Here is an 18,772-nt window from a genome sequence, read left to right on the forward strand (position 1 = left end):
ACGATCTCGCAACATGGAGGATATAGGCCGGAAATCGGCCGAATACTCCCGGGTGCTGCGGATGACCGGCATCGGGAAGAGCTTCCTCGGCGTCCGGGTGCTCACCGGCGTCGACCTTGACGCGGTGCCTGGCGAGGTACACGCGGTCGTGGGCGAGAACGGGGCGGGCAAGTCCACGCTCATGAAGATCCTCGCCGGGGTGCACGCGCCCGACGAGGGCACGATCGAGATCGATGGCCGGCGGGTCTCGTTCGGCCATCCGCTGGAGGCGCAGCGAGCCGGCGTCGCGATCATCTACCAGGAGTTCAACCTGCTGCCCGAGCGCAGCGTGGCCGAGAACGTCTTCCTCGGTCGTGAGCCCTCCCGCCGCGGCCTCGTCGACGCGACCGCCATGGTCAGGGAGACCGAGCGGCTCCTGGCGGAACTGGGCGAGGACTCCTTCGGCCCCCGCGACCCCGTCAAACGGCTGTCCGTCGCGCAGCAGCAGGTGGTCGAGATCGTCAAGGCGCTCTCGCTGGACGCCAAGATCGTGGTGATGGACGAGCCCACGGCCGCGCTCGCCGAGCACGAGGTGGAGCTGCTGTACCGGCTGGTGCGGCGATTACAGGAGCGTGGTCTCGCGGTCCTCTACATCTCCCACCGCCTGCGGGAGGTCTTCGACCTGGCCTCCCGGGTGACCGTACTGAAAGACGGCGCCCGCGTCGCCTGCGTGGACACCGCCGCCACCGGTTCTGACGAGCTCATCCGCCTGATGGTCGGCCGTGATCTCGGCACCTACTTTCCGCCCCGCTCCTCTTCCGCAGGAGAGGTCCGGCTCAGCGTCACGGGCGGCGGCAACGCTCGCTTACACGACATCTCCCTTGAATTACGCGCCGGCGAGATCGTCGGTCTCGCCGGACTGCAGGGCTCCGGGCGTACCGAGCTCGTCAAGGCCCTGTTCGGCGCCGAGCCCTTCACCACCGGCACCATGACCCCCCTACGCCCGCGTTCGGTACGCGAGGGCGTCACCGCCGGGCTCGGCCTGGTCACCGAGGACCGCAAGGCAGAAGGCCTGGCGCTCCGCCAATCCGTCCGCGACAACGCGCTGCTCGTGGCCCGTGCCGCCGGCCGGCGTGTCCCCGCCCTGGCCGACCTCCTGGATCGGGTACGGCTGTCGCCACCGCGCCAGGAACAGGAAGTCCAGTACCTGTCGGGCGGCAACCAGCAGAAGGTCGTCCTGGCCAAATGGCTCGTCATGGCACCGGACATCCTCCTCTTCGACGAACCCACCCGCGGCGTCGACGTCGGCGCGAAAGCGGCCATTCACGACCTGATGCGCTCGGTGGCCGAGGAGGGGACCGCGATCCTGATGATCTCTTCTGAACTGCCCGAACTGATCGGCATGAGCGATCGCATCCTCGTCCTGCGCGACGGCCGCCTCGCCGGCGAGCTCCCCGCCGGGGCTTCGGAGGAAGCCATCATGCACCTGGCCGCGGGAGAGGAGGTCTCGTGAACGCGCCGGGACCCCGTGTCGCCGAGGCCCGCCCCTCGCGGGGCCGCAACGGCGCGACCGGGAACGGACGAGCCCGGCGCTCGTGGACGGCGCTCAACCCTACGAAGGTCGTCTACCTCGCGCTCGCAGCCGTCATCGCGATCGGGTGGGTTCTGGTGGCCATCGACGGCGGCAACTTCCTCACCCTGGAAACCATCGTCGGCATCCAGCAGAGATCCGCAGCCCTCGGCATCGTGGCGGTCGGCCAGACGCTGGCGATCCTGGCCGGATCCCTTGACCTCTCGGTTGCCTACCTCATCAGTCTCAGCTCCCTGGTGGCGGCCGAGATCATGGAAGCGGGCAGCGTCCCGGGAGGCGTGGCGGCCGTCATCGGGATCAGCGCGCTCGTCGGCCTCGTCAACGGGCTGGTGATCACCAAGCTCAAGGTGCACGCCTTCATCGCCACCCTCGGCGTAGCGCTGATCATCAAGGGCGTGCTCGACCACCTCTACGACGGCCCGGCGGGCAAGGTGCCCGAGTCGTTCCAGCACCTCGGCTATGACCGCATCGGTCCCATCCCCGTCTCGGCCCTGCTCTGGGCCGCGGTGGCTGGCGTAGCGTGGTTCCTGCTGTCCAGGAGCAGGTACGGCTACCGCGTCTACGCGGTGGGCGGCGACGTCGAGGTGGCCAGGCTCTCGGGCGTCAGAACGGATCGCGTGGTCATCGTCACGCACGTGCTCTGCTCCTTGTGCGCGGGCATCGCCGGGTTGCTCCTCGCCAGCAGGCTCGGCGCCGGTGTCCCCACGGTCGGCACCGACGGCGGCTACGACCTGGAGTCGATCGCCGCGGTCGTCCTCGGCGGAACCGCGCTGGCGGGCGGAAAGGGCGGGGTGGCGGGCACGGTCGGCGGCGTCCTCCTCCTGGCCGTGCTGGACAGCATCTTCAACCAGCTCGAGGTCAACTCCTTCTTCAAGGACGTCGTCCGGGGCGTCGTCATCGTGGCCGCCGTCGCGATTTACGCCAGGAGGCGGAAGTCATGAAGCGCACCCTGCCGATCTTCGCCGTCCTGCTGGTCCTGCTGGCGGCCATCGCGCTGGCCAACCCCTTCTTCCTGGAACCCGCCGGGTTCCTGGCGTTCGTCAAGCGGGCCGCGCCGCTGGTGATCCTGGCGGCGGGCCAGTACTTCGTGATCGTGTCCGGCGAGTTCGATCTGTCGGTGGGCTCGCTGGTCACCGCCGAGGTCGTCATCGCCGCCCGCCTGATCGACGGGAACGAGGCGGCCACCTGGCCGGTGCTCGCCCTGCTGATCGGGTTCGGCCTGCTCGTGGGCCTGGTCAACGGCGTGGTGACGACGCTGCTACGGGTGCCGTCGTTCATCACCACGCTCGGCATGCTGCTCATCTTGACCGGCGCGGTCTTCCTCTGGACGGGCGGCGCGCCCAGGGGAGCGCTGTCGCAGGCGTTCCGCGTCTTCGGCCGCGACACGCTGTGGGCCGTCCTCATCCTGCTGGCGGTGGGCGTGGCCGCGGTCCTGCTCATGCGCGCCGACTTCGGCCGCACTCTCATCGCCACCGGCGACAACGAGCGGGCGGCGGCCCTGTCGGGAGTTCGGGTCAACCGGGTCAAGGTCCTCGCCTTCGTGATCTCCGGGCTTGCCGCGGCCGTCGCCGGGATCCTGCTCGGTGGGTTCGCCGGCGTTTCCGCCCAGGTCGGGCAGGGCCTGGAGTTCTCGGCGATCACCGCCGTCGTCCTCGGCGGCGTGGTCCTCGGCGGCGGGCGCGGCTCCGTCGTGGCCGCCATGGCCGGTGCGTTCACCTTGGAGGCGCTGTTCACGCTGCTCAACCTGTACGGGATTTCGGGGGCGCTGGAGTTCACCGTGCAGGGCGTCATCATCATCGCCGCTGTCGCCGCGGGAGCCGTACGACTGCCGTGGAAGTTCACCCCCCGAAAAGGAGACGCCCATGTCGCGTCATAAAGCCATAGTCGCGGTGTTCGCGCTACTCGTCATCGCGGGCTGCACCAGTGACAAGCCGACCGCCACCGCCACCGTCACCCAGTCGTCCGCGGCACCGAGCAGCCAGGCGCCGGCCGCGGGGACCGGGGAGCAGTCGAAGTTCTTCGTCCAGGCCGACTACGACGCGCAGCTCGCCATGCGGTCGCAGACTGCCGAGGGCCCCTCGGACAAGCCGTGGGAGCAGGCGATCGCGCCGCAAATGATCGACACCGCGAAGTACAAGAAGGACGGTCCGTACAACCTGTGCTTCTCCAACGCGGCCGTCAACAACCCGTGGCGGCAGGTCGGCTGGAAGACCATGCAGGCCGAGGTGGCCGAGCACAAGGAGATCACCAAGCTGACCGCGCTGGACGCGGAGGGCAAGGACGACAAGCAGATCTCCGACATCTCCGAGCTGCAGGCCAAGGGCTGTGACGCGCTGATCATCTCGCCGAACACCACCGCCACCCTCACCCCTGCGGTCAAGGGCGCCTGCGACAAGCTGCCGGTGATCGTGTTCGACCGCGGCGTCGAGACCGACTGCCCGGTGACGTTCATCAAGCCGATCGGCGGGTACGCCTTCGGCGCCGACGCCGCCGAGTTCCTCGTCGAGAAGGTGCCGGCGGGCGGCAAGATCCTGGCGCTGCGCATCCTGCCCGGCGTGGACGTGCTGGAGACGCGCTGGTCGGCGGCGAAGGTGACGTTCGACCAGAGCAAGCTCCAGGTGGTCGGCGTCGAGTTCACCGACGGCGACGCGGCCAAGACCAAGAGCATCGTCAGCGACTACATCCAGCGGCACGGCAAGATCGACGGCGTCTGGATGGACGCGGGCGCCACCGCCGTCGCCGCGATCGAGGCCTTCGAGGACGCCGGCCAGCCCGTCCCGCCGATCAACGGCGAGGACCAGCAGGACTTCCTGCAGAAGTGGAAGGACGGCAACCTCACCGCGATCGCGCCCACGTACCCCACCTATCAGTGGCGCACGCCGATCATCGCCGCTCTGAAGATCCTCAAGGGCGAGCAGGTGCCCAAGACCTGGAACCTCCCGCAGCCGAAGATCACCGCGGAGAACCTGACCACCTACCTCAAGCCCAACATGCCGCCGCTGCACTACGCGCTCTGCGGCTGCGAGAGCCTGCCCGGCTTCCCGGAGAAGTGGGGCGGCAAGAAGTGAACATCGGGGTCAACACCTGGGTGTGGACCTCGCCTCTGACCGACGGTGACCTGGAGAGGCTCGCTCCCCAGGTCGCCGCCTGGGGGTTCGACGTCATCGAACTGCCGGTCGAGCAGCCGGGCGACTGGGATCCGGCGCGGGCGGCCGACATCCTCGCCGAGCACGGGCTCAAGGCCACAGTGGTGCTGGTCATGCCGCCAGGGCGGGAGCTCGTCGCCTCCGACACGGTCAAGGAGACCCAGGACTACCTCCGCCACTGCATGGACGTGGCGGTCACCGTGGGCTCGCCGGTCATCGCGGGCCCCGCGTACACCTCGGTCGGCCGGACCTGGCGCATGTCGCCGGACGAGCGCCGCGCCGCCTACGCCGAGCTGCGGGAGAATCTGAAACCGCTGGTCGACCACGCCGACGTGCGGATCGCGGTCGAGCCGCTCAACCGCTACGAGACCAGCCTGATCAACACCGTCGAGCAGGCCCTGGACGCCCTTCCGCCGGGCGTCGACCTGGCTCTCGACATCTACCACATGAACATCGAGGAGAAGGATCCGGCGGCGGCCGTACGAAGCGCCGCCGGCCGGATCGCGCACGTCCAGGTCTGCGGCACCGACCGCGGGACCCCGGGCCAGGACCGCTTCGACTGGCCCGCCTTCACCCAGGCCCTGCACGACGTCGGGTACGCGGGGCCGCTCGTCATCGAATCCTTCACCGCCCACAACCAGACCATCGCCACCGCCGCCTCCATCTGGCGGCCGCTCGCTCCCAGCCAAGACGCTCTAGCCATCGACGGACTGACCTTCCTCAGAACACTCTGAAATCACCGGAGATCCGCCATGCGTCGGTTCCTTGCTGCCCTCATCCTGCTCTTCTTACCTGCGAGCCCGGCTCTCGCCACCACATCCCAGCAGGCTGCCTTCCGCGCCCTGCTCTTCACGAAGGCCGTCGGCTACGTCCACGGCTCCATCCCCGCCGGCATCCAGATGATCAAGGATCTCGGCGCCGCCAACGACTTCGAGGTCGTCCAGACCGATGACTCCAGCGTCTTCAACGACGCCAACCTCGCCACCTTCGACGTGGTAATCATGCTGCAGAACTCCGGCATGGTGTGGGAGAACGACGCCCAGCGGCAGGCCGTGCAGAAGTACGTCCGCTCCGGCAAGGGCATCGTCGGCATCCACAACACCCTCGACATGGGCATCGAGAACGAGTTCCCCTGGTGGGACGAGCTGATCAACGGCGGCGCCCACATGCCCGCCCACTCGCCCGGCGTGCTGCAGGGCACCGCCAAGGTGACCGACCGGGTGCACCCGTCGACCAAGAACCTGCCGCTGCGCTGGCAGCGCGCCGAGGAGTGGTACAACTTCTCGCCCAACCCGCGCGGCAACGTGCACGTCCTGGTCGCCGCCGACGAGACCACCTACGACCCAGGGTCGGCGAAGATGGGGCCCGACCACCCGATCTCCTGGTGCCGCAAGGCCGAAGGCGGCAAGGTGTGGGCGACCGCCATGGGCCACGACGCCGCCGCCTACGCCGAGCCGCTCTTCCGCGAGCACGTGCTCGGCGGCATCCAGTGGGGTGCGGGCGCCGTCGAGGGAGACTGCGGCGGCACCGTCACCAGCAGCTTCGAGAAGGTGACGCTCGACGACAACACCGCCGACCCGATGGAGCTGGACGTCGCCCCGGACGGGCGGGTCTTCTACGTGCAGCGCAAGGGCGAGATCAAGATCTACAAGCCCGACACGCACACCACCGTCACCGCCGCCACGCTGAGCGTCTACACCGGCGGCGAGGACGGCCTGGTCGGCATGGAGCTCGACCCGAAGTTCGCGGAGAACGGCTGGATCTACGTCTACTGGTCGCCGGAGAGCAGCGAGACGGACGTCAACCGGCTCTCCCGCTTCACCGTCAGCGGCGACACCATCGACCTCGCGACCGAGAAGAAGATCCTCGAGGTGCCCGCGTACCGGCAGCGCACCTATCCTGAGCCCGGCCACACGGGCGGCGCGGTGGAGTTCGGGCCGGACGGCACGCTCTACCTCAGCACGGGCGACGACGTGCCGCCGAACCTGTCGCCCGACTGGCAGGGGTACGCGCCGATCGACTGGCGGCCCGGCCAGCAGATGCTCGATGCCGCCCGTACCGCGGGCAACACCAACGACCTGCGCGGCAAGATCCTGCGCATCAACCCGACGACCGACGGCGGCTACACCATCCCGGCCGGGAACCTCTTCCCCGAAGGGACCGCCAAGACCAGGCCCGAGATCTACGCCATGGGCTTCCGCAACCCCTTCCGCTTCACCGTGGACCAGAAGACCGGGTACGTGCACGCGGCCGACTACGGCCCCGACCGCGGCGCGCCCACCACCGACCGCGGCCCGGAAGGGCTGGTCGAGTACAACGTCATCAAGAAGGCAGGCAACTACGGCTGGCCGTTCTGCCACGGCGACAACCAGCCCTACGCGCCCTACAACCCCGACACGAAGGTCGTCGGTCCCAAGTTCAACTGCGCGGCCCCGGTCAACGACTCGCCCAACAACACCGGGCTGACCGAGCTGCCGCCGATCGAACTGCCCGTCATGTGGTACGGCTACGGCACCTCGCCGGTGTTCCCCGAGCTCGGTTCGGGTGGCTCCGCGCCGATGAGCGGGCCGGTGTACCGATACGACGCCGCCAACCCGTCCACCGCGAAGTTCCCCGCCTACTTCGACGGCAAGAACTTCTTCTACGAGTGGTCGCGCCACTACGTGAAGACCATCCACCTCGACGACCAGGACAAGGTCCTCAAGGTCGACCCGTTCCTCGGCTCGTTCACCAAGCCGATGGACATGACCTTCGGCCGTGACGGCTCGATGTACCTGCTGGAATGGGGCAGCTCCTTCGGCGGCGGCAACAACGACTCCGGCCTCTACCGGATCGACTACTCCGCCGGCACTCGCTCCCCGGTCGCCAAGGCCACCGCATCGAAGACCGACGGTCCCGCGCCGCTCACCGTCGAGTTCGACAGCGCGGGCAGCTATGACCCCGACGGCGACCCGTTCGACGTGGCGTGGGACTTCGACGGCGATGGCACGGTCGACTCGACCGCCGCCAAGGCCTCGCACACCTACACGGTCAACGGCCGCTTCACCGCCCAGCTCCGGCTCAAGGACTCCACCGGCAAGGAGGGCTTCTCCAACGTCGAGATCACCGTGGGCAACTCCAAGCCCGTGGTGACCGTGGAGACGCCGCTGGACGGCACGCTCATTGAATTCGGGCAGGACGTCCCGTACAAGGTGAAGGTCACCGACCCCGAGGGCGGCACGATCGACTGCACCAAGGTCTTCGTCAACCCCGGGCTCGGCCACGACGACCACGAGCACGAGACCGTCGACAAGCCCGGCTGCGAGGGCACGATCTCCACCAGCGACATCGGCGGCCACCCCGCCGGCGCCAACCTCTACTACGTCATCAACGCCCACTACACCGACCAGGGCGAGAACCCGCTGACCGGGTACGCCAAGGTCGTCCTGCAGCCCAAGCGCAAGCAGGCCGAGTACTTCAAGGCCTCCTCCGGCGTCCGCGTCATCGACCAGGCCGGGGCCGAGAGCGGCAAGCGCATCGGCGACATCAGTAACAACGACTGGATCGCCTTCACCCCGATGGACCTCAACGGGATCACCTCGGTCGCCTTCCGGCTGTCCAGCCCGTCCGGCGGCGGCTCCATCGAACTGCACGCCGACTCACCCACCGGCACGCTCCTGGCCACCGCGCCCGTGCACAACACCGGCGGATGGGACACCTACCAGATGACCGCCGCCGTCCCGGTCACGTCGGACGTGCGCACCAAGACGATCTACGCCGTGTTCAAGAACAGCCAGAACAACGCCTTCGACCTGGACGCACTTCAGTTCACCGGCGAGGCCCAGAGCGGCGGCCTGGAAGCCGGGACCTACACCATCACCGCGCAGCACAGCGGCAAGAACGTCACCCCCAAGGACGCCTCCACCGCCGACGACGCGCCGATCGTGCAGATGACCCCCGGCACGGGAGCCGAGCAGAAGTGGGAGGCCGTGCCGCTGGCGGACGGCGGCTACCAACTCAAGAACGTCAAGAGCGGCAAGTGCCTCGACGTCCCCGGCGGCTCCACCACGCCCGGCACCCAGCTGGTCCAGTGGGCGTGCCACCCGATCGGGCACGGGCATCTCAACAACCAGAGGTTCTTCCCGGCGGCCACCGGTGAGACCTACAAGGTCACCGCGGCGGCGAGCGGTCTCTGCCTCGACGTCAACGGGGTCTCCCAGGACGACGGCGCCGCGGTGGTCCAGTGGACGTGCACCAACACCGACAACGAGAGGTTCCGCTTCTCACCGGTGGCGGGCGCCGACAAGACGCCGCCGGTGACCACCGCCAAGGCGGCCGAGCCGAACGGCGGCGACGGCTGGTACAAGAGCGGCCCCGTCGAGGTCACGCTGACCGCCAAGGACGACGCCAGCGAGGTGGCCGCCACCGAATACAGCCTCGACGGCGGCGCCTGGACCCCCTACACAGAGCCGATCCTCGTCAGCGGGGATGGTACGCGCAAGCTCGATTACCGATCCCGCGACGGCGCGGGCAACGTGGAGGAGGCACGCACTCTCACGCTGAAACTCGACACCACCGCGCCCACGACGACCGCGTCGTTCGCTCCGCCCAACTCCAGCGGGTGGAACAACGCCGACGTGCCCGTGGTCCTGGCCGCCACCGACGCCGGCTCTGGCCTCGCCCGCATCGAGTACTCCCTCGACCAGGGGGCCTGGCAACCGTACGCGGACAAGCCCGTCCTCGTGAGCGGCGACGGCAGCCACGAGGTCCGCTACCGGGCCGTCGACGTCGCCGGAACGTCCGAGCAGGAGAAGGCCGCCACGCTGAAGATCGACGGGACACGCCCCACTCTCATGGTCTCCGGCGTCTCCGACGGCGAGGTCTACGGCGACTCGCAGGACCTGCGCATCACCTGGCAGGCGGTCGACTCCACCTCAGGGGTACGAAGCATGTCGGGCACCCTCGACGGGACCGCCTACACGGTCGACTCGGTGCTCCCGCTGTTCACCCAGACGCTGGCCGGGCACACGATCTCGGTCACGGCCCACGACAACGCCGACAACGCCATGACCACAGACGTCCGCTTCTCGGTGACCACGTCCCTCCGGGACATGCAGAACCTCATCGACCGCTTCCGCGCCACCTCCTGGATCTCCGCCGCCGAGGAGGCGGCGCTGACCAGGGAGCTGACCCGCGCCAGAAAGGCGGAGGCCGGCGGCAACGACGCCAAGGCCATCCGCCACCTCACCACCTTCAAGACGATCGCGGTACAGCGGGCCGACGTCCGTCAGGTCCTCACCCGCGACGCCGACAAGATGATCGCCATCCTCTCCTAGTCTCCTAGGAGCACGCTGAATCATCGCGATCTGTGAAATCTGAGCGCGGCTTGGGGCCGGCGCCGGCGAGACCTTCGCCATCCGCGCCGCTCCGGCCGCGCTCAGCTGCGTCCTCAGCACGACAACGACGCCGGCCCGGGGGTGGCCGTCGTCTGAACGGCTGGAGGCCAGAAGGCGAGGAGTGCATGCCTGCTGGGTAGGGCACAGGTCATGGAGCTTTTCGCAGACCGGGCCCAGGCCGGGGCAGAGCTCGCCGAGCGCTTGCTGGACGCGCACGACCCCATCCTGCTCGCGCTGCCCCGCGGCGGCGTGGCGGTGGCCGTGCCCATCGCGCGCAGGCTCGACGCCGACCTCGAGGTCCTGGTGACCAGGAAGATCGGCTATCCGCCGACGCCCGAGCTGGGCGTCGGCGCGATAGCCGAGGGCGGCGAGCCCGTCTTCGACCTGCGGCTGCTGGACCGCCTCGGCCTGACGCCCGAGTCCGTCGCGGACGTGGTCGAGCAGGAGCGGCGGGAGCTGGCCCGCCGGGTGCGCGCCTACCGGGGCGACCGCCCGCTGCCCCCGCTGGAGGGCAGAGAGGTGATCGTGGTCGACGACGGCCTGGCCACCGGCGGCACCGCCCGTGCCGCGCTCAGGGCCGTCGCCACGCACAAGCCGGCCAAGGTGACGCTTGCCGTGCCGGTCGGCGCCCGCGAGACTGTTCGGTCGATGCAGGAGGAGGCCGACGAGGTGGTGGTGCTTCTGACGCCGATCGACTTCAGGGCGGTGGGACAGTGGTACGAGCGATTCGACCAGCTCAGCGACGACGACGTGCTGGAGCTGCTCGGCCGGGACTGAGCGGCTCAGCTCGCGAGCACGGCCCAGACCAGCTTGCGCGGGCCGCCGGGGGACAGCCACCCCCAGGCCTTGCAGAGGGCGTCCACCAGCCGCAGCCCTCGCCCGTACTCCGAGAACACGTCGGGCACGGCGGCCACCGGGATGGTCTGGGTGTGGTCGGTCACCACGCAGGCCAGGTCGGCCTGGTGGGCGAGGAGCCGGAGCTGCGCGGCGCCGCCGCCGTGCCGCATCGCGTTGGTCACCAGCTCGGAGACCACCAGCTGCGCGTCGAAGGAGACCTCGATGGCGCCCCACGAGGTCAGCGTCTGATCGACGAACCGCCTGGCCGTGGCCACGCAGGCAGGCTCGAGTGCCGTGCGCTGATGGAAGGGGAACACAGCATCGCAATCACCGGCACGGCCATCTACCAGAATGGACGAGAGCCATCCTGGTGGCCGGGAACCGATGGCGGCTTGCGGCCGAGCGTCGAAAGTCGTCATTCAGGCCCCCGAAGCGCGGTCTGGTGATCCAATGCCCATCTTTACGGGGAGTGCTTACCAATGCAAGACTTTTCGTAGTTTACAGATGCTAAGCGCATCTGCACGTGCAGATGATCGAGGAGCGAAGCAGTGAGCGCAGAAAGCGCGGAAGGAAAGCTTCTCAGCTATGCGCCGGGAAGCCCGACGGTGCTGCGTATCCTGCTCGGAACCCAACTCCGCAGGCTCCGTACGGAGAAGGGTATCTCGCGCGAGGACGCCGGGTACTCGATTCGCGCATCTCACGCCAAGATCAGCAGACTCGAGCTCGGTCAGGTCAGTTTCAAGCAGCGCGACGTGGCCGATCTGCTCACTCTGTACGGGGTCACCGACCCGGCCGAACGGCAGCCGCTGCTCGACTTGGCCAAGCAGGCCAACGCCCCGGGCTGGTGGCACAAGTACACCGATGTGCTGCCCTCCTGGTTCGAGGTCTACATCGGTCTGGAGGGCGCCGCCTCCAGCATCCGTACGTATGAGAACCAGTTCGTGCCCGGCCTGCTCCAGACTCCCGACTACGCGAGGGCCGTCATCAAGCTGGCCCACGAAAGGGCCACGCGGGTGGAAATGGACCGGCGGGTGGCCGTCCGCACCACCCGGCAGAAGCGGCTCGAGAGCGGGCTGACGCTCTGGGCGGTGATCGACGAGGCCGTCGTGCGCAGGATGCTCGGCGGTCGGGACACGATGCGGGCGCAGATCGCCCATCTACTGGAGATCACCGGCTCGCGCAACATCACCGTGCAGGTCATGCCGTTCGACCGCGGCGGCCACGCGGCGGCCGGAGGGCCGTTCAGCATCCTGCGTTTCCCGGAGCGCGAGCTGCCCGACGTGGTTTACATGGAGCAGCTCACCAGCGCCCTCTACCTGGACAAACCCGCCGACTCGGACCACTACATGGAGGTCATGGACCGGCTGAGCATCCAGGCGGAGACGCCGAAGGAGACGAGGCGCTTTCTGGAGCGCCTGCTTTCCGATTGAGCTGCTGATATCCCTGTGATCCACCACATAACGGGATTTTTGGTCGTCCGGTATATGGAGATCAACGTGTTGCCGTATTGTCACCTCGCAAACGCGGATGCACGTGCATCCGTAAGATCGCGAGGAGCTGCCCCCATGCACGAGTTCCGGAACGGAACACCCGCCGGCCGCCTTCCCGTCGTCTGGCGCAAGAGCAAGAGGAGCAACCCCAACGGCAACTGCGTCGAGGTCGCGAACCTGCCCACGGGGGAGATCGCCATGCGTAACTCACGCTTTCCCGAAGGACCGGCGCTGGTCTACACCCAGGCGGAGATCACCGCGTTCGTCCTCGGGGCTAAGGACGGCGAATTCGACGACCTCATCGTCTGAGACGCCGGATTACGGGCGGGTCCAGGGGTGGATTTCGGTCACCTTTGGTCAGTCGCGGGGCGCGCCGTGCCAGCGCCACTCGGCCAGGTCGTGGGTGTGCACGAGCGTGGGCCCCGCCGCGAGGTCGGCGCGGATGGTCTCCTCCGGCCCTCCCTGCCTGCCGCTCGTGAGGGCGAAGGGGTGCCATGGCAGGCACTGTACGGCTCGGCCGGTGGCCGGGCCACCGGCCGAGCCGGTGGCGCCTACCGGTAGACGCGGGGGTCGGCCTTGAGACCGCGGGTCAGTCGAATGGTGATGAACTCGTTGTCATCCGGCTTGCCCGGAGTGCGGCCGTTGGAGAAGGGGAAGTTGTTGTCGTCGAGCACCCCGAGCGTGCGGTCGTCGAGGATGACGACGTCTTCGATCGTCTGGAACGGGAACCTGAACGTCCCCGGCGCGCCGCCGAGGCCGCGCGGATCGGCGATGTCGAGCAGGTCGGCGACCAGGGTCTTGTCGAGCGCGCCGTCGCGGTCCTTGTCCCGCATGTCCGCCAGATAGATGCGCTTGACCTGGGCGGCGTCGCCCTGCAGGTTGTCCCGCTCGATGATCAGGAACCGGTCGGCGTCGACCGCGATCGCGTCGCCGATGGCGTGGGAGGGCGAGTCCAGCCGGTACGTCCACCGCCGGCCTGTGTAGGCCCGCTCGCGCAGGTCGAACTCGTTCATCCGCAGCGTCCCCGCCGGGTCGCCCGCCACCGTGCCCTCGAGCAGCGGGTAGAGCCGGCGGCCGTCCACCGACCTGGCCATGCCCTCGAAGCCCTTGCTGCCGCCGAGGTTGGGCTGGGCGCCGTTCAGGTTCGGGTTCTCGGGCGCGCGGACGCCGGGCAGCTCGATCGGCGCCTCCATCAGCCTGCCCTTGCGGTCGAAGTGCAGCAGGAACGGGCCGAACTCGTCGCCGATCCAGTACGTGCCGTCAACCGTGCGCACGATCGACTCGACGTCGAAGTCGGCGCCGGTGAGCGTGCGGTCCTGCCGGGTGAGCGGGAAAGGCACCAACCCACGCGGGTCGGTCAGGTTGAACCCGCCGAGCACCTGTACGGACTTCGCCGTGAAGTCCGGCTTGACCCGGTGAACCCGCAGCAGGAAGTCCGCGCTGTTGGCCTTGTTGCCGAAGCCGTTGTCCGACAGCACATCGAAGGTCCCGTCGTGGCGGCGGACGATGCCGCTGAAGCCCTGCACGGGCTGGCCGGAGAACGGCGGCGTGACCCCGTTCACCGGCGCGGTGCCCAAGGACGATCCCGACGGCTCGCTGCCGGGAACGAAGGTCAGCGCGGGCAGCGAGGCGAACCCGGTCAGCGTGGCCTGCCCGAAACCGGGCTGCGAGCCGTGACGCTCGGGGTCGGCGGCGGCGGGAGCGGCCAGGGACAGAGCCGTCACGCCCGCGCACATCAGGATGGCGATACGTTTCATGGCGGGCACCCTAGGGCGGCCGCGTGACGGGATCCCGAACGTACGGCAACAGGCGATGACCGCCAGGTGTCAGCCTTGCGGTATCACGTCTCCTGGCGGGCCGGGCCGCACGTCCACTCGTGATCGACCAGCGTGAGCAGGTCGTCGTACTGCGCCGGGTTCCACCCGTCCCGCATGAACAGCCGCGAGACCACGTCGGACGCGCCCTCCACGATGTCCTCCGCGGCCGGCGCGCCGAGCAGGCGCGCCGCGGCCTCCACGTCGTTGACGCGGATCCGGTAGCGTGCCTCCAGATCAACGGTCGCGCCGTCGGCCTCCTCCTGCGGCTGCTCCTCCTCGCGGTCCTCCTCCAGGTCGGCGAAGGGGTTGCCCCAGCCGGTCCGCTCCGCGCACAGGTCCACGTACGCGAGCGCGCTCTCGCGCAGCGCGTTGAGCGCCTGCGCCACGCGCGGGTAGTCGTCGGCGGCCTCCTCCAGAACCCGTGCGTGCTCCGCGATCGCCGCCCCGAGGAGGCGCAGCGGAGCGCCGAGGAGCAGACGAAGGAGATCGTGGACGGCGCGCTGGCCGACACCGCCGACCTTTCGGAGCCGCCGGACGAGAGCTTCATCCGTGAGCGGGTCGAGCAGATCGCTCGCAATCTTCTCTAGCCGGAGGTATGTGTGTTCGGTCCTCGCAGGAACCCCGCCGCCTACAGCGACGCCGAGCTGGCGCGGGAGGCGGCGCTGGCCGATCGGGCGCTGGCGTGGATCGAGCGGGCGCAGGCCGAGATCGCGGCGGTCAAGGGGGTCGGTGAGAGCAGGTCCGGCCAGGTCGTGGCCACCGTGACTGCCGACGGCAAGGTGCTCGGCGTGTCCATCAAGGAGCGCGCCATGCGGCTGGACAGCCGGACGCTCGCCGAGGAGGTGCTGGCAGCGCTGCGGCAGGCCGGTCTCGACGCGGCCCGGCAGGCCGACGAGTTGATCCGTGAGGGGATGCCGGGTTACGACCCGGCCGCGGTTTCCGCTCAGCTTGAGCGCTTGGCCAATACTCCATGGGAGTAGCGGGGGGTTCGCGGGGGAATCCGCTCGATCAGTGATTTTGCGGGAGAACCCTGCTTGATCAGGCGGTTGCCCCGACCGGGTTCGCCAGAGCCTGTGCGTGGAGGGCCAGACTCTGGTTCATCGGGACAACTGCCTGATCATGCGATGATGGTGACGCTGCGGGGTGTGTCAGGCGGCGGAGATGCCGGCGCTGGCCGCGCGGCGCATACGACGGCGCCGCTCGGAGGCGCGCTCGTCTTCGTTGAGACCGCCCCACGTGCCGTACTTCTCTGGCCGGGACAGCGCGTAGTCAAGGCACTCGTTGCGGACGGGGCACTGGGCGCAGATCGCCTTGGCCTTCCGCTCACGTACGTCACGCTCGGGCTGCCGCTCCCCGTCGGGGCCGAAGAAGAGCACGAGGTCCTCACCCCGGCACGCGGCATCATCCTGCCAACCCCAGCTGGGGCGCGGGCGGGCGAGCTGCCGACGTACCTGAGACATGAGAAAACCACCTTCGTGAGAGGTATTTCGGTAATTGAGCCGCATTGGACGCTTTTGGCGTCACTGTTCCAACGCAACGTGTGGCCGTGGTGTTCCCAGTTCAGGCAAGGGCGGGCGTGGCGTACCGCACAGGCGTGAGCCTGTCCAGCGAAACCAGCCGGTAGGTGGTGATCGTCTCGGCGCAAGCCGTGCCACACGGCGCTGTGAACGCCGATGGCTCAATCACAACCTGGAGCCGGACGTCGCCGCAACGCACGATGGCTACGGTGACGTCACCGTCCGACCTGGAGGATTCCACGGCCACCGCGCCGACAGAACACTCTCCCGTATGGGCTCGGGCGAAGTGCTCGACGGCTTGCAATGGCTCAGGGATGCCTGCGCGTCCCCGGTAGCGGTCGAGAATGACCTCGCCCGACCGGTACGCGTTAGCCGCTGCCAGTGCAGCAGCCTGAGACATGCTGCCGTAGAAAATTCCGTGTGGCAAGCACACGAGGTTGGCGGCGTAGCGATCGCCGCCAACGTGTGACGTTTCCCACACTCTGTCCGGCAGCGAATCGGCCAGGGATCGAGCGAGGGGTAGTCCAATGCGGGCGCAGCACACATTGCGCTTGGCGTGCGTGCAGACCAGAAATACCGGCTCGTCTTCAAGTATGCAGGACTCCGGGACCACTCCGGCCGCCAGCGCGTCCAGGTCAAGATCGTCAGGACCTGCGATGACGCCCCCGGCCAGCCAGGGGTGCTCGCCGGCGGCGTACGCCAATAGCACACGGATTCCCCGCTCCCGTGGGCGGGTCCGCTTGCCGGGCCGGCGGATCAACTGGGGCCTGATACCGCGTTCGAGCGCGCGGCGGACGAGTTCGGAGATTTCTCCAGGAAGTTCGGAGCTTTCTTCCAGGCGGGACGGCCAGGCGCCGTTGTGCTCGATGAGCAGCCAGAGCCGGGCCCCCACGGTGGCGCTGGCCAGTGTGGGCACCTCCCCGGTGTGACACCCGACAGGATGCTCGCAGCCCCTCGCCAACGCCTCTCTCCCCCTTCACCGTCGAATTAGGTAAGACTAACCTAACGGATCGGTGGGGTCAGGCGTGGCTGGTTCGCTCCAGTACGTCCCGTGTCGCGGGCAGGGCGCGGTCCCTGTCCATTCTGACCAGGCCGATCCTGGTCCGCCGGTCCAGCAGGTCGCCCTCGTCGAGCGCGCCCTCGTGCAAGACCGACCACATCAGCTCGCCCTCGGCGATGCCGAGCCCGACGTCCTCCGGGTACGCCTTGACGAGCTCGTGCACGGCGCCGGCCTCGCTGCCGTACCGCTCGGCCAGCCGGATCGGCACGCCGGACGGCTGTGCCCCGGCGCCGACGAGCGGGATCTTCCGCGTACGGCACCGGCCCGCCGGGAGCTTCCTGGATGAGACCGCTCGATCCACCGCGTCCTCGGCCATGCGCCGATAGGTCGTCAGTTTGCCCCCGATCACGGTGACCACGTCGCCGTCCGACAGCACCGCGTGTTTCCTGGAGAGGTCCGCCGTGCGCCCGTCGGCCGCCAGAAGGGGCCTGAGGCCCGCGTAGACGCCCGCAACCGCCTCTCTGGTCACCCGAGTCCCGAGAACCCCGTTCAGCACCTCCAGGAGTGCTCTCACGTCCTCCTCGGGCACTTCGGGGACGTCGGGCACCGGTCCCTCCACGGGTTCGTCCGTGAGACCGACGTATACGCGGCCGTCGCGCTGAGGCAGAACGAGCGCGAACCGGTTGATCTCGCCCGGTATGGGCAGGTGCATGCCGGCGATCAGCCCCGGCAGCGTGCCCGGGCTGAGCACGAGGTGCGTGCCGCGGGACGGCCGCAGCTTCACCTGGGGATCGAGGGCGCCCGCCCACACGCCGGCGGCGTTGATCACCGCACGGGCGCGGATGGTGAAGTGCTCGCCCGTCAGCTCGTCCCGTACGTCGGCGCCGCGGTCCGACAGCCGCAGCGCGCGGCAGCGGGTCAGCACGCGGGCGCCGTGCGCGGCGGCGGTCCTGGCGATCGCCACCACCAGCCGGGCGTCGTCGAGCAGCCGGCCGTCCCATGACAGCAGCGCGCCGCGCAGACCGTCCTCGTTCACCACCGGCGCCAGAGTGTGCGCCCTGGCCGCGTTGAGTCGTGTGGGGCCGGGCAGCAGACGGCGCGGCGTGCGGGCGGCGGCGCGCAGGGCGTCGCCGGCCCGGTAGCCGGCCATGACCAGCGCGGCCTGCCGCCGGGACACCGCCGGGGTCAGCGGCAGCACGTACGGATGCGCCTTGACCAGGTGCGGAGCAGTCATGCGCAGCAGGATCCCGCGCTCCACCGCGCTCTCGTGAGCGACGTCCACCTGCCCCCTGGCCAGGTACCGCAGGCCGCCGTGGATCAGCTTCGAGCTCCACCTGGACGTGCCGAACGCCAGGTCGTGCGCGTCGATCGCGGCCACGCTCAGCCCGCGCGCGGCGGCGTCGAGCGCGGCGCCGGCCCCGGTCGCGCCGAGCCCCACCACCAGCACGTCCACTCGTTCTTCGGCGACCTCGCGCAGCTCACGGGCGCGGCGGCCGGCGTTCAGCGAACTCTTCACAGGTAGGCCTCCAGCAGGGCGGCGAGCTCGTCGTCGAGCTCGTCGAGCGTCACGGGGTCCAGCATGGTGGGCGCCGACAGCAGGAACGACTGCGCCACCAGCAGCACCGCCCTGGCTTTGCGCGCATCCCCGACGGCCGGCTCCAGCACTCGCAGCACGGCCTCGTGTGTCGCGCCGCGCCGGTCGAGCAGGTAAGGCATGAGCAGCTCGGGATCCGCTTCCACGATCTTCCGCCACAGCGGATGGGAGCGCAGCCCCCGCACCCCGGCGACGACCGCGCGCACGGGGTCCGACAGGTCCAGGTCCGCGACCACGCGTACCCACTCCCTGGTCATCACGTCGGCGACCAGCGTGCGCACGTCGGGCCAGCGGCGGTAGATCGTCATCCGGGACACGCCCGCCCGGCGCGCCACGTCCGTGAGCGTCGTCCTGCGCACTCCGTAGACCAGCACGCAGTCGCGAGCCGCGTCAAGAACGCCGTCATTGTGACGAATCAACGTCATG

Annotated in this window: 18 protein-coding genes; 11 read left to right on the plus strand and 7 right to left on the minus strand. The window is 69.1% G+C overall.

Features of this window, described 5'->3' with window-relative positions; all coding sequences use genetic code 11:
* The first annotated feature begins 13 nt into the window (after window positions 1–13).
* From ACTWPT_RS11010 to ACTWPT_RS11040, 7 genes are all read left to right on the plus strand, one after another.
* Window positions 14–1,492: a sugar ABC transporter ATP-binding protein gene (locus ACTWPT_RS11010; RefSeq protein ID WP_443177181.1), complete on the plus strand. Its 1,479-nt coding sequence runs from the start codon at window positions 14–16 to the stop codon at window positions 1,490–1,492.
* Window positions 1,489–2,511: an ABC transporter permease gene (locus ACTWPT_RS11015; protein ID WP_443177182.1), complete on the plus strand. Its 1,023-nt coding sequence runs from the start codon at window positions 1,489–1,491 to the stop codon at window positions 2,509–2,511. Before ACTWPT_RS11010 ends, ACTWPT_RS11015 begins: the two co-directional genes overlap by 4 nt.
* Window positions 2,508–3,446, plus strand: coding sequence for an ABC transporter permease (locus ACTWPT_RS11020; RefSeq protein ID WP_443177183.1), 939 nt, complete (start codon window positions 2,508–2,510; stop codon window positions 3,444–3,446). The genes ACTWPT_RS11015 and ACTWPT_RS11020 overlap by 4 nt, the downstream gene beginning before the upstream one ends.
* Window positions 3,433–4,638, plus strand: coding sequence for an ABC transporter substrate-binding protein (locus tag ACTWPT_RS11025; protein WP_443177184.1), 1,206 nt, complete (start codon window positions 3,433–3,435; stop codon window positions 4,636–4,638). Before ACTWPT_RS11020 ends, ACTWPT_RS11025 begins: the two co-directional genes overlap by 14 nt.
* Window positions 4,635–5,450, plus strand: a complete 816-nt coding sequence (locus ACTWPT_RS11030) for a sugar phosphate isomerase/epimerase family protein (protein ID WP_443177185.1) — start codon at window positions 4,635–4,637, stop codon at window positions 5,448–5,450. Before ACTWPT_RS11025 ends, ACTWPT_RS11030 begins: the two co-directional genes overlap by 4 nt.
* Before the next feature lie 18 nt (window positions 5,451–5,468).
* A complete protein-coding gene (locus ACTWPT_RS11035; RefSeq protein WP_443177186.1) occupies window positions 5,469–10,031 on the plus strand; it encodes a ThuA domain-containing protein in 4,563 nt (1,520 codons plus the stop codon).
* Window positions 10,032–10,241: 210 nt separating this feature from the next.
* Entirely contained in the window at window positions 10,242–10,868 is a 627-nt protein-coding gene (locus tag ACTWPT_RS11040; RefSeq protein ID WP_443177187.1) for a phosphoribosyltransferase, read from the plus strand.
* Between the two features lie 5 nt (window positions 10,869–10,873).
* Here ACTWPT_RS11040 and ACTWPT_RS11045 read toward each other — a convergent pair whose 3' ends face one another.
* Complete coding sequence (locus ACTWPT_RS11045; protein WP_443177188.1) at window positions 10,874–11,347, minus strand: ATP-binding protein; 474 nt, start codon at window positions 11,345–11,347, stop codon at window positions 10,874–10,876.
* Between the two features lie 129 nt (window positions 11,348–11,476).
* On the opposite strand from ACTWPT_RS11045, the gene ACTWPT_RS11050 reads away from it, so the two are divergent.
* Window positions 11,477–12,358 (plus strand): helix-turn-helix domain-containing protein, encoded by an 882-nt coding sequence (locus tag ACTWPT_RS11050; RefSeq protein ID WP_443177189.1) that lies wholly within the window; start codon window positions 11,477–11,479, stop codon window positions 12,356–12,358.
* 135 nt (window positions 12,359–12,493) lie between these two features.
* A complete protein-coding gene (locus ACTWPT_RS11055; RefSeq protein ID WP_127935054.1) occupies window positions 12,494–12,727 on the plus strand; it encodes a DUF397 domain-containing protein in 234 nt (77 codons plus the stop codon).
* A 242-nt stretch (window positions 12,728–12,969) separates the two neighbouring features.
* Here ACTWPT_RS11055 and ACTWPT_RS11060 read toward each other — a convergent pair whose 3' ends face one another.
* Together ACTWPT_RS11060 and ACTWPT_RS11065 are read right to left on the minus strand one after the other, a co-directional pair.
* A complete protein-coding gene (locus ACTWPT_RS11060; protein ID WP_443177190.1) occupies window positions 12,970–14,175 on the minus strand; it encodes an esterase-like activity of phytase family protein in 1,206 nt (401 codons plus the stop codon).
* Between the two features lie 83 nt (window positions 14,176–14,258).
* Entirely contained in the window at window positions 14,259–14,621 is a 363-nt protein-coding gene (locus ACTWPT_RS11065; RefSeq protein ID WP_443177191.1) for a hypothetical protein, read from the minus strand.
* 39 nt (window positions 14,622–14,660) lie between these two features.
* On the opposite strand from ACTWPT_RS11065, the gene ACTWPT_RS11070 reads away from it, so the two are divergent.
* Together ACTWPT_RS11070 and ACTWPT_RS11075 are read left to right on the plus strand one after the other, a co-directional pair.
* Entirely contained in the window at window positions 14,661–14,822 is a 162-nt protein-coding gene (locus ACTWPT_RS11070) for a hypothetical protein (RefSeq protein WP_443177192.1), read from the plus strand.
* A 12-nt stretch (window positions 14,823–14,834) separates the two neighbouring features.
* A complete protein-coding gene (locus ACTWPT_RS11075; protein ID WP_443177193.1) occupies window positions 14,835–15,215 on the plus strand; it encodes a YbaB/EbfC family nucleoid-associated protein in 381 nt (126 codons plus the stop codon).
* 168 nt (window positions 15,216–15,383) lie between these two features.
* Here ACTWPT_RS11075 and ACTWPT_RS11080 read toward each other — a convergent pair whose 3' ends face one another.
* The 4 genes from ACTWPT_RS11080 to ACTWPT_RS11095 form a co-directional block, all read right to left on the minus strand.
* Complete coding sequence (locus tag ACTWPT_RS11080; protein ID WP_080036407.1) at window positions 15,384–15,695, minus strand: WhiB family transcriptional regulator; 312 nt, start codon at window positions 15,693–15,695, stop codon at window positions 15,384–15,386.
* A 100-nt stretch (window positions 15,696–15,795) separates the two neighbouring features.
* Window positions 15,796–16,668, minus strand: coding sequence for a sucrase ferredoxin (locus ACTWPT_RS11085; protein WP_443177194.1), 873 nt, complete (start codon window positions 16,666–16,668; stop codon window positions 15,796–15,798).
* A 103-nt stretch (window positions 16,669–16,771) separates the two neighbouring features.
* A complete protein-coding gene (locus ACTWPT_RS11090; RefSeq protein ID WP_443177195.1) occupies window positions 16,772–18,268 on the minus strand; it encodes a glycerol-3-phosphate dehydrogenase/oxidase in 1,497 nt (498 codons plus the stop codon).
* Window positions 18,265–18,771: a TetR/AcrR family transcriptional regulator gene (locus ACTWPT_RS11095; RefSeq protein WP_443177196.1), complete on the minus strand. Its 507-nt coding sequence runs from the start codon at window positions 18,769–18,771 to the stop codon at window positions 18,265–18,267. The genes ACTWPT_RS11090 and ACTWPT_RS11095 overlap by 4 nt, the downstream gene beginning before the upstream one ends.
* Between the last annotated feature and the right edge of the window lies 1 nt (window position 18,772).

Origin of the sequence: Nonomuraea sp. 3N208 (assembly GCF_052245935.1) — a bacterium.
Lineage (GTDB): Bacteria > Actinomycetota > Actinomycetes > Streptosporangiales > Streptosporangiaceae > Nonomuraea.

Bases quoted from the DNA above. Each gene is read 5' to 3' on its own strand.
- ACTWPT_RS11025 (WP_443177184.1), top strand. From the start codon at position 3,433: ATGTCGCGTCATAAAGCCATAGTCGCGGTGTTCGCGCTACTCGTCATC.
- ACTWPT_RS11055 (WP_127935054.1), top strand. From the start codon at position 12,494: ATGCACGAGTTCCGGAACGGAACACCCGCCGGCCGCCTTCCCGTCGTC.
- ACTWPT_RS11035 (WP_443177186.1), top strand. From the start codon at position 5,469: ATGCGTCGGTTCCTTGCTGCCCTCATCCTGCTCTTCTTACCTGCGAGC.
- ACTWPT_RS11080 (WP_080036407.1), bottom strand. From the start codon at position 15,695: ATGTCTCAGGTACGTCGGCAGCTCGCCCGCCCGCGCCCCAGCTGGGGT.
- ACTWPT_RS11060 (WP_443177190.1), bottom strand. From the start codon at position 14,175: ATGAAACGTATCGCCATCCTGATGTGCGCGGGCGTGACGGCTCTGTCC.
- ACTWPT_RS11010 (WP_443177181.1), top strand. From the start codon at position 14: ATGGAGGATATAGGCCGGAAATCGGCCGAATACTCCCGGGTGCTGCGG.
- ACTWPT_RS11020 (WP_443177183.1), top strand. From the start codon at position 2,508: ATGAAGCGCACCCTGCCGATCTTCGCCGTCCTGCTGGTCCTGCTGGCG.
- ACTWPT_RS11095 (WP_443177196.1), bottom strand. From the start codon at position 18,771: ATGACGTTGATTCGTCACAATGACGGCGTTCTTGACGCGGCTCGCGAC.
- ACTWPT_RS11045 (WP_443177188.1), bottom strand. From the start codon at position 11,347: ATGACGACTTTCGACGCTCGGCCGCAAGCCGCCATCGGTTCCCGGCCA.
- ACTWPT_RS11040 (WP_443177187.1), top strand. From the start codon at position 10,242: ATGGAGCTTTTCGCAGACCGGGCCCAGGCCGGGGCAGAGCTCGCCGAG.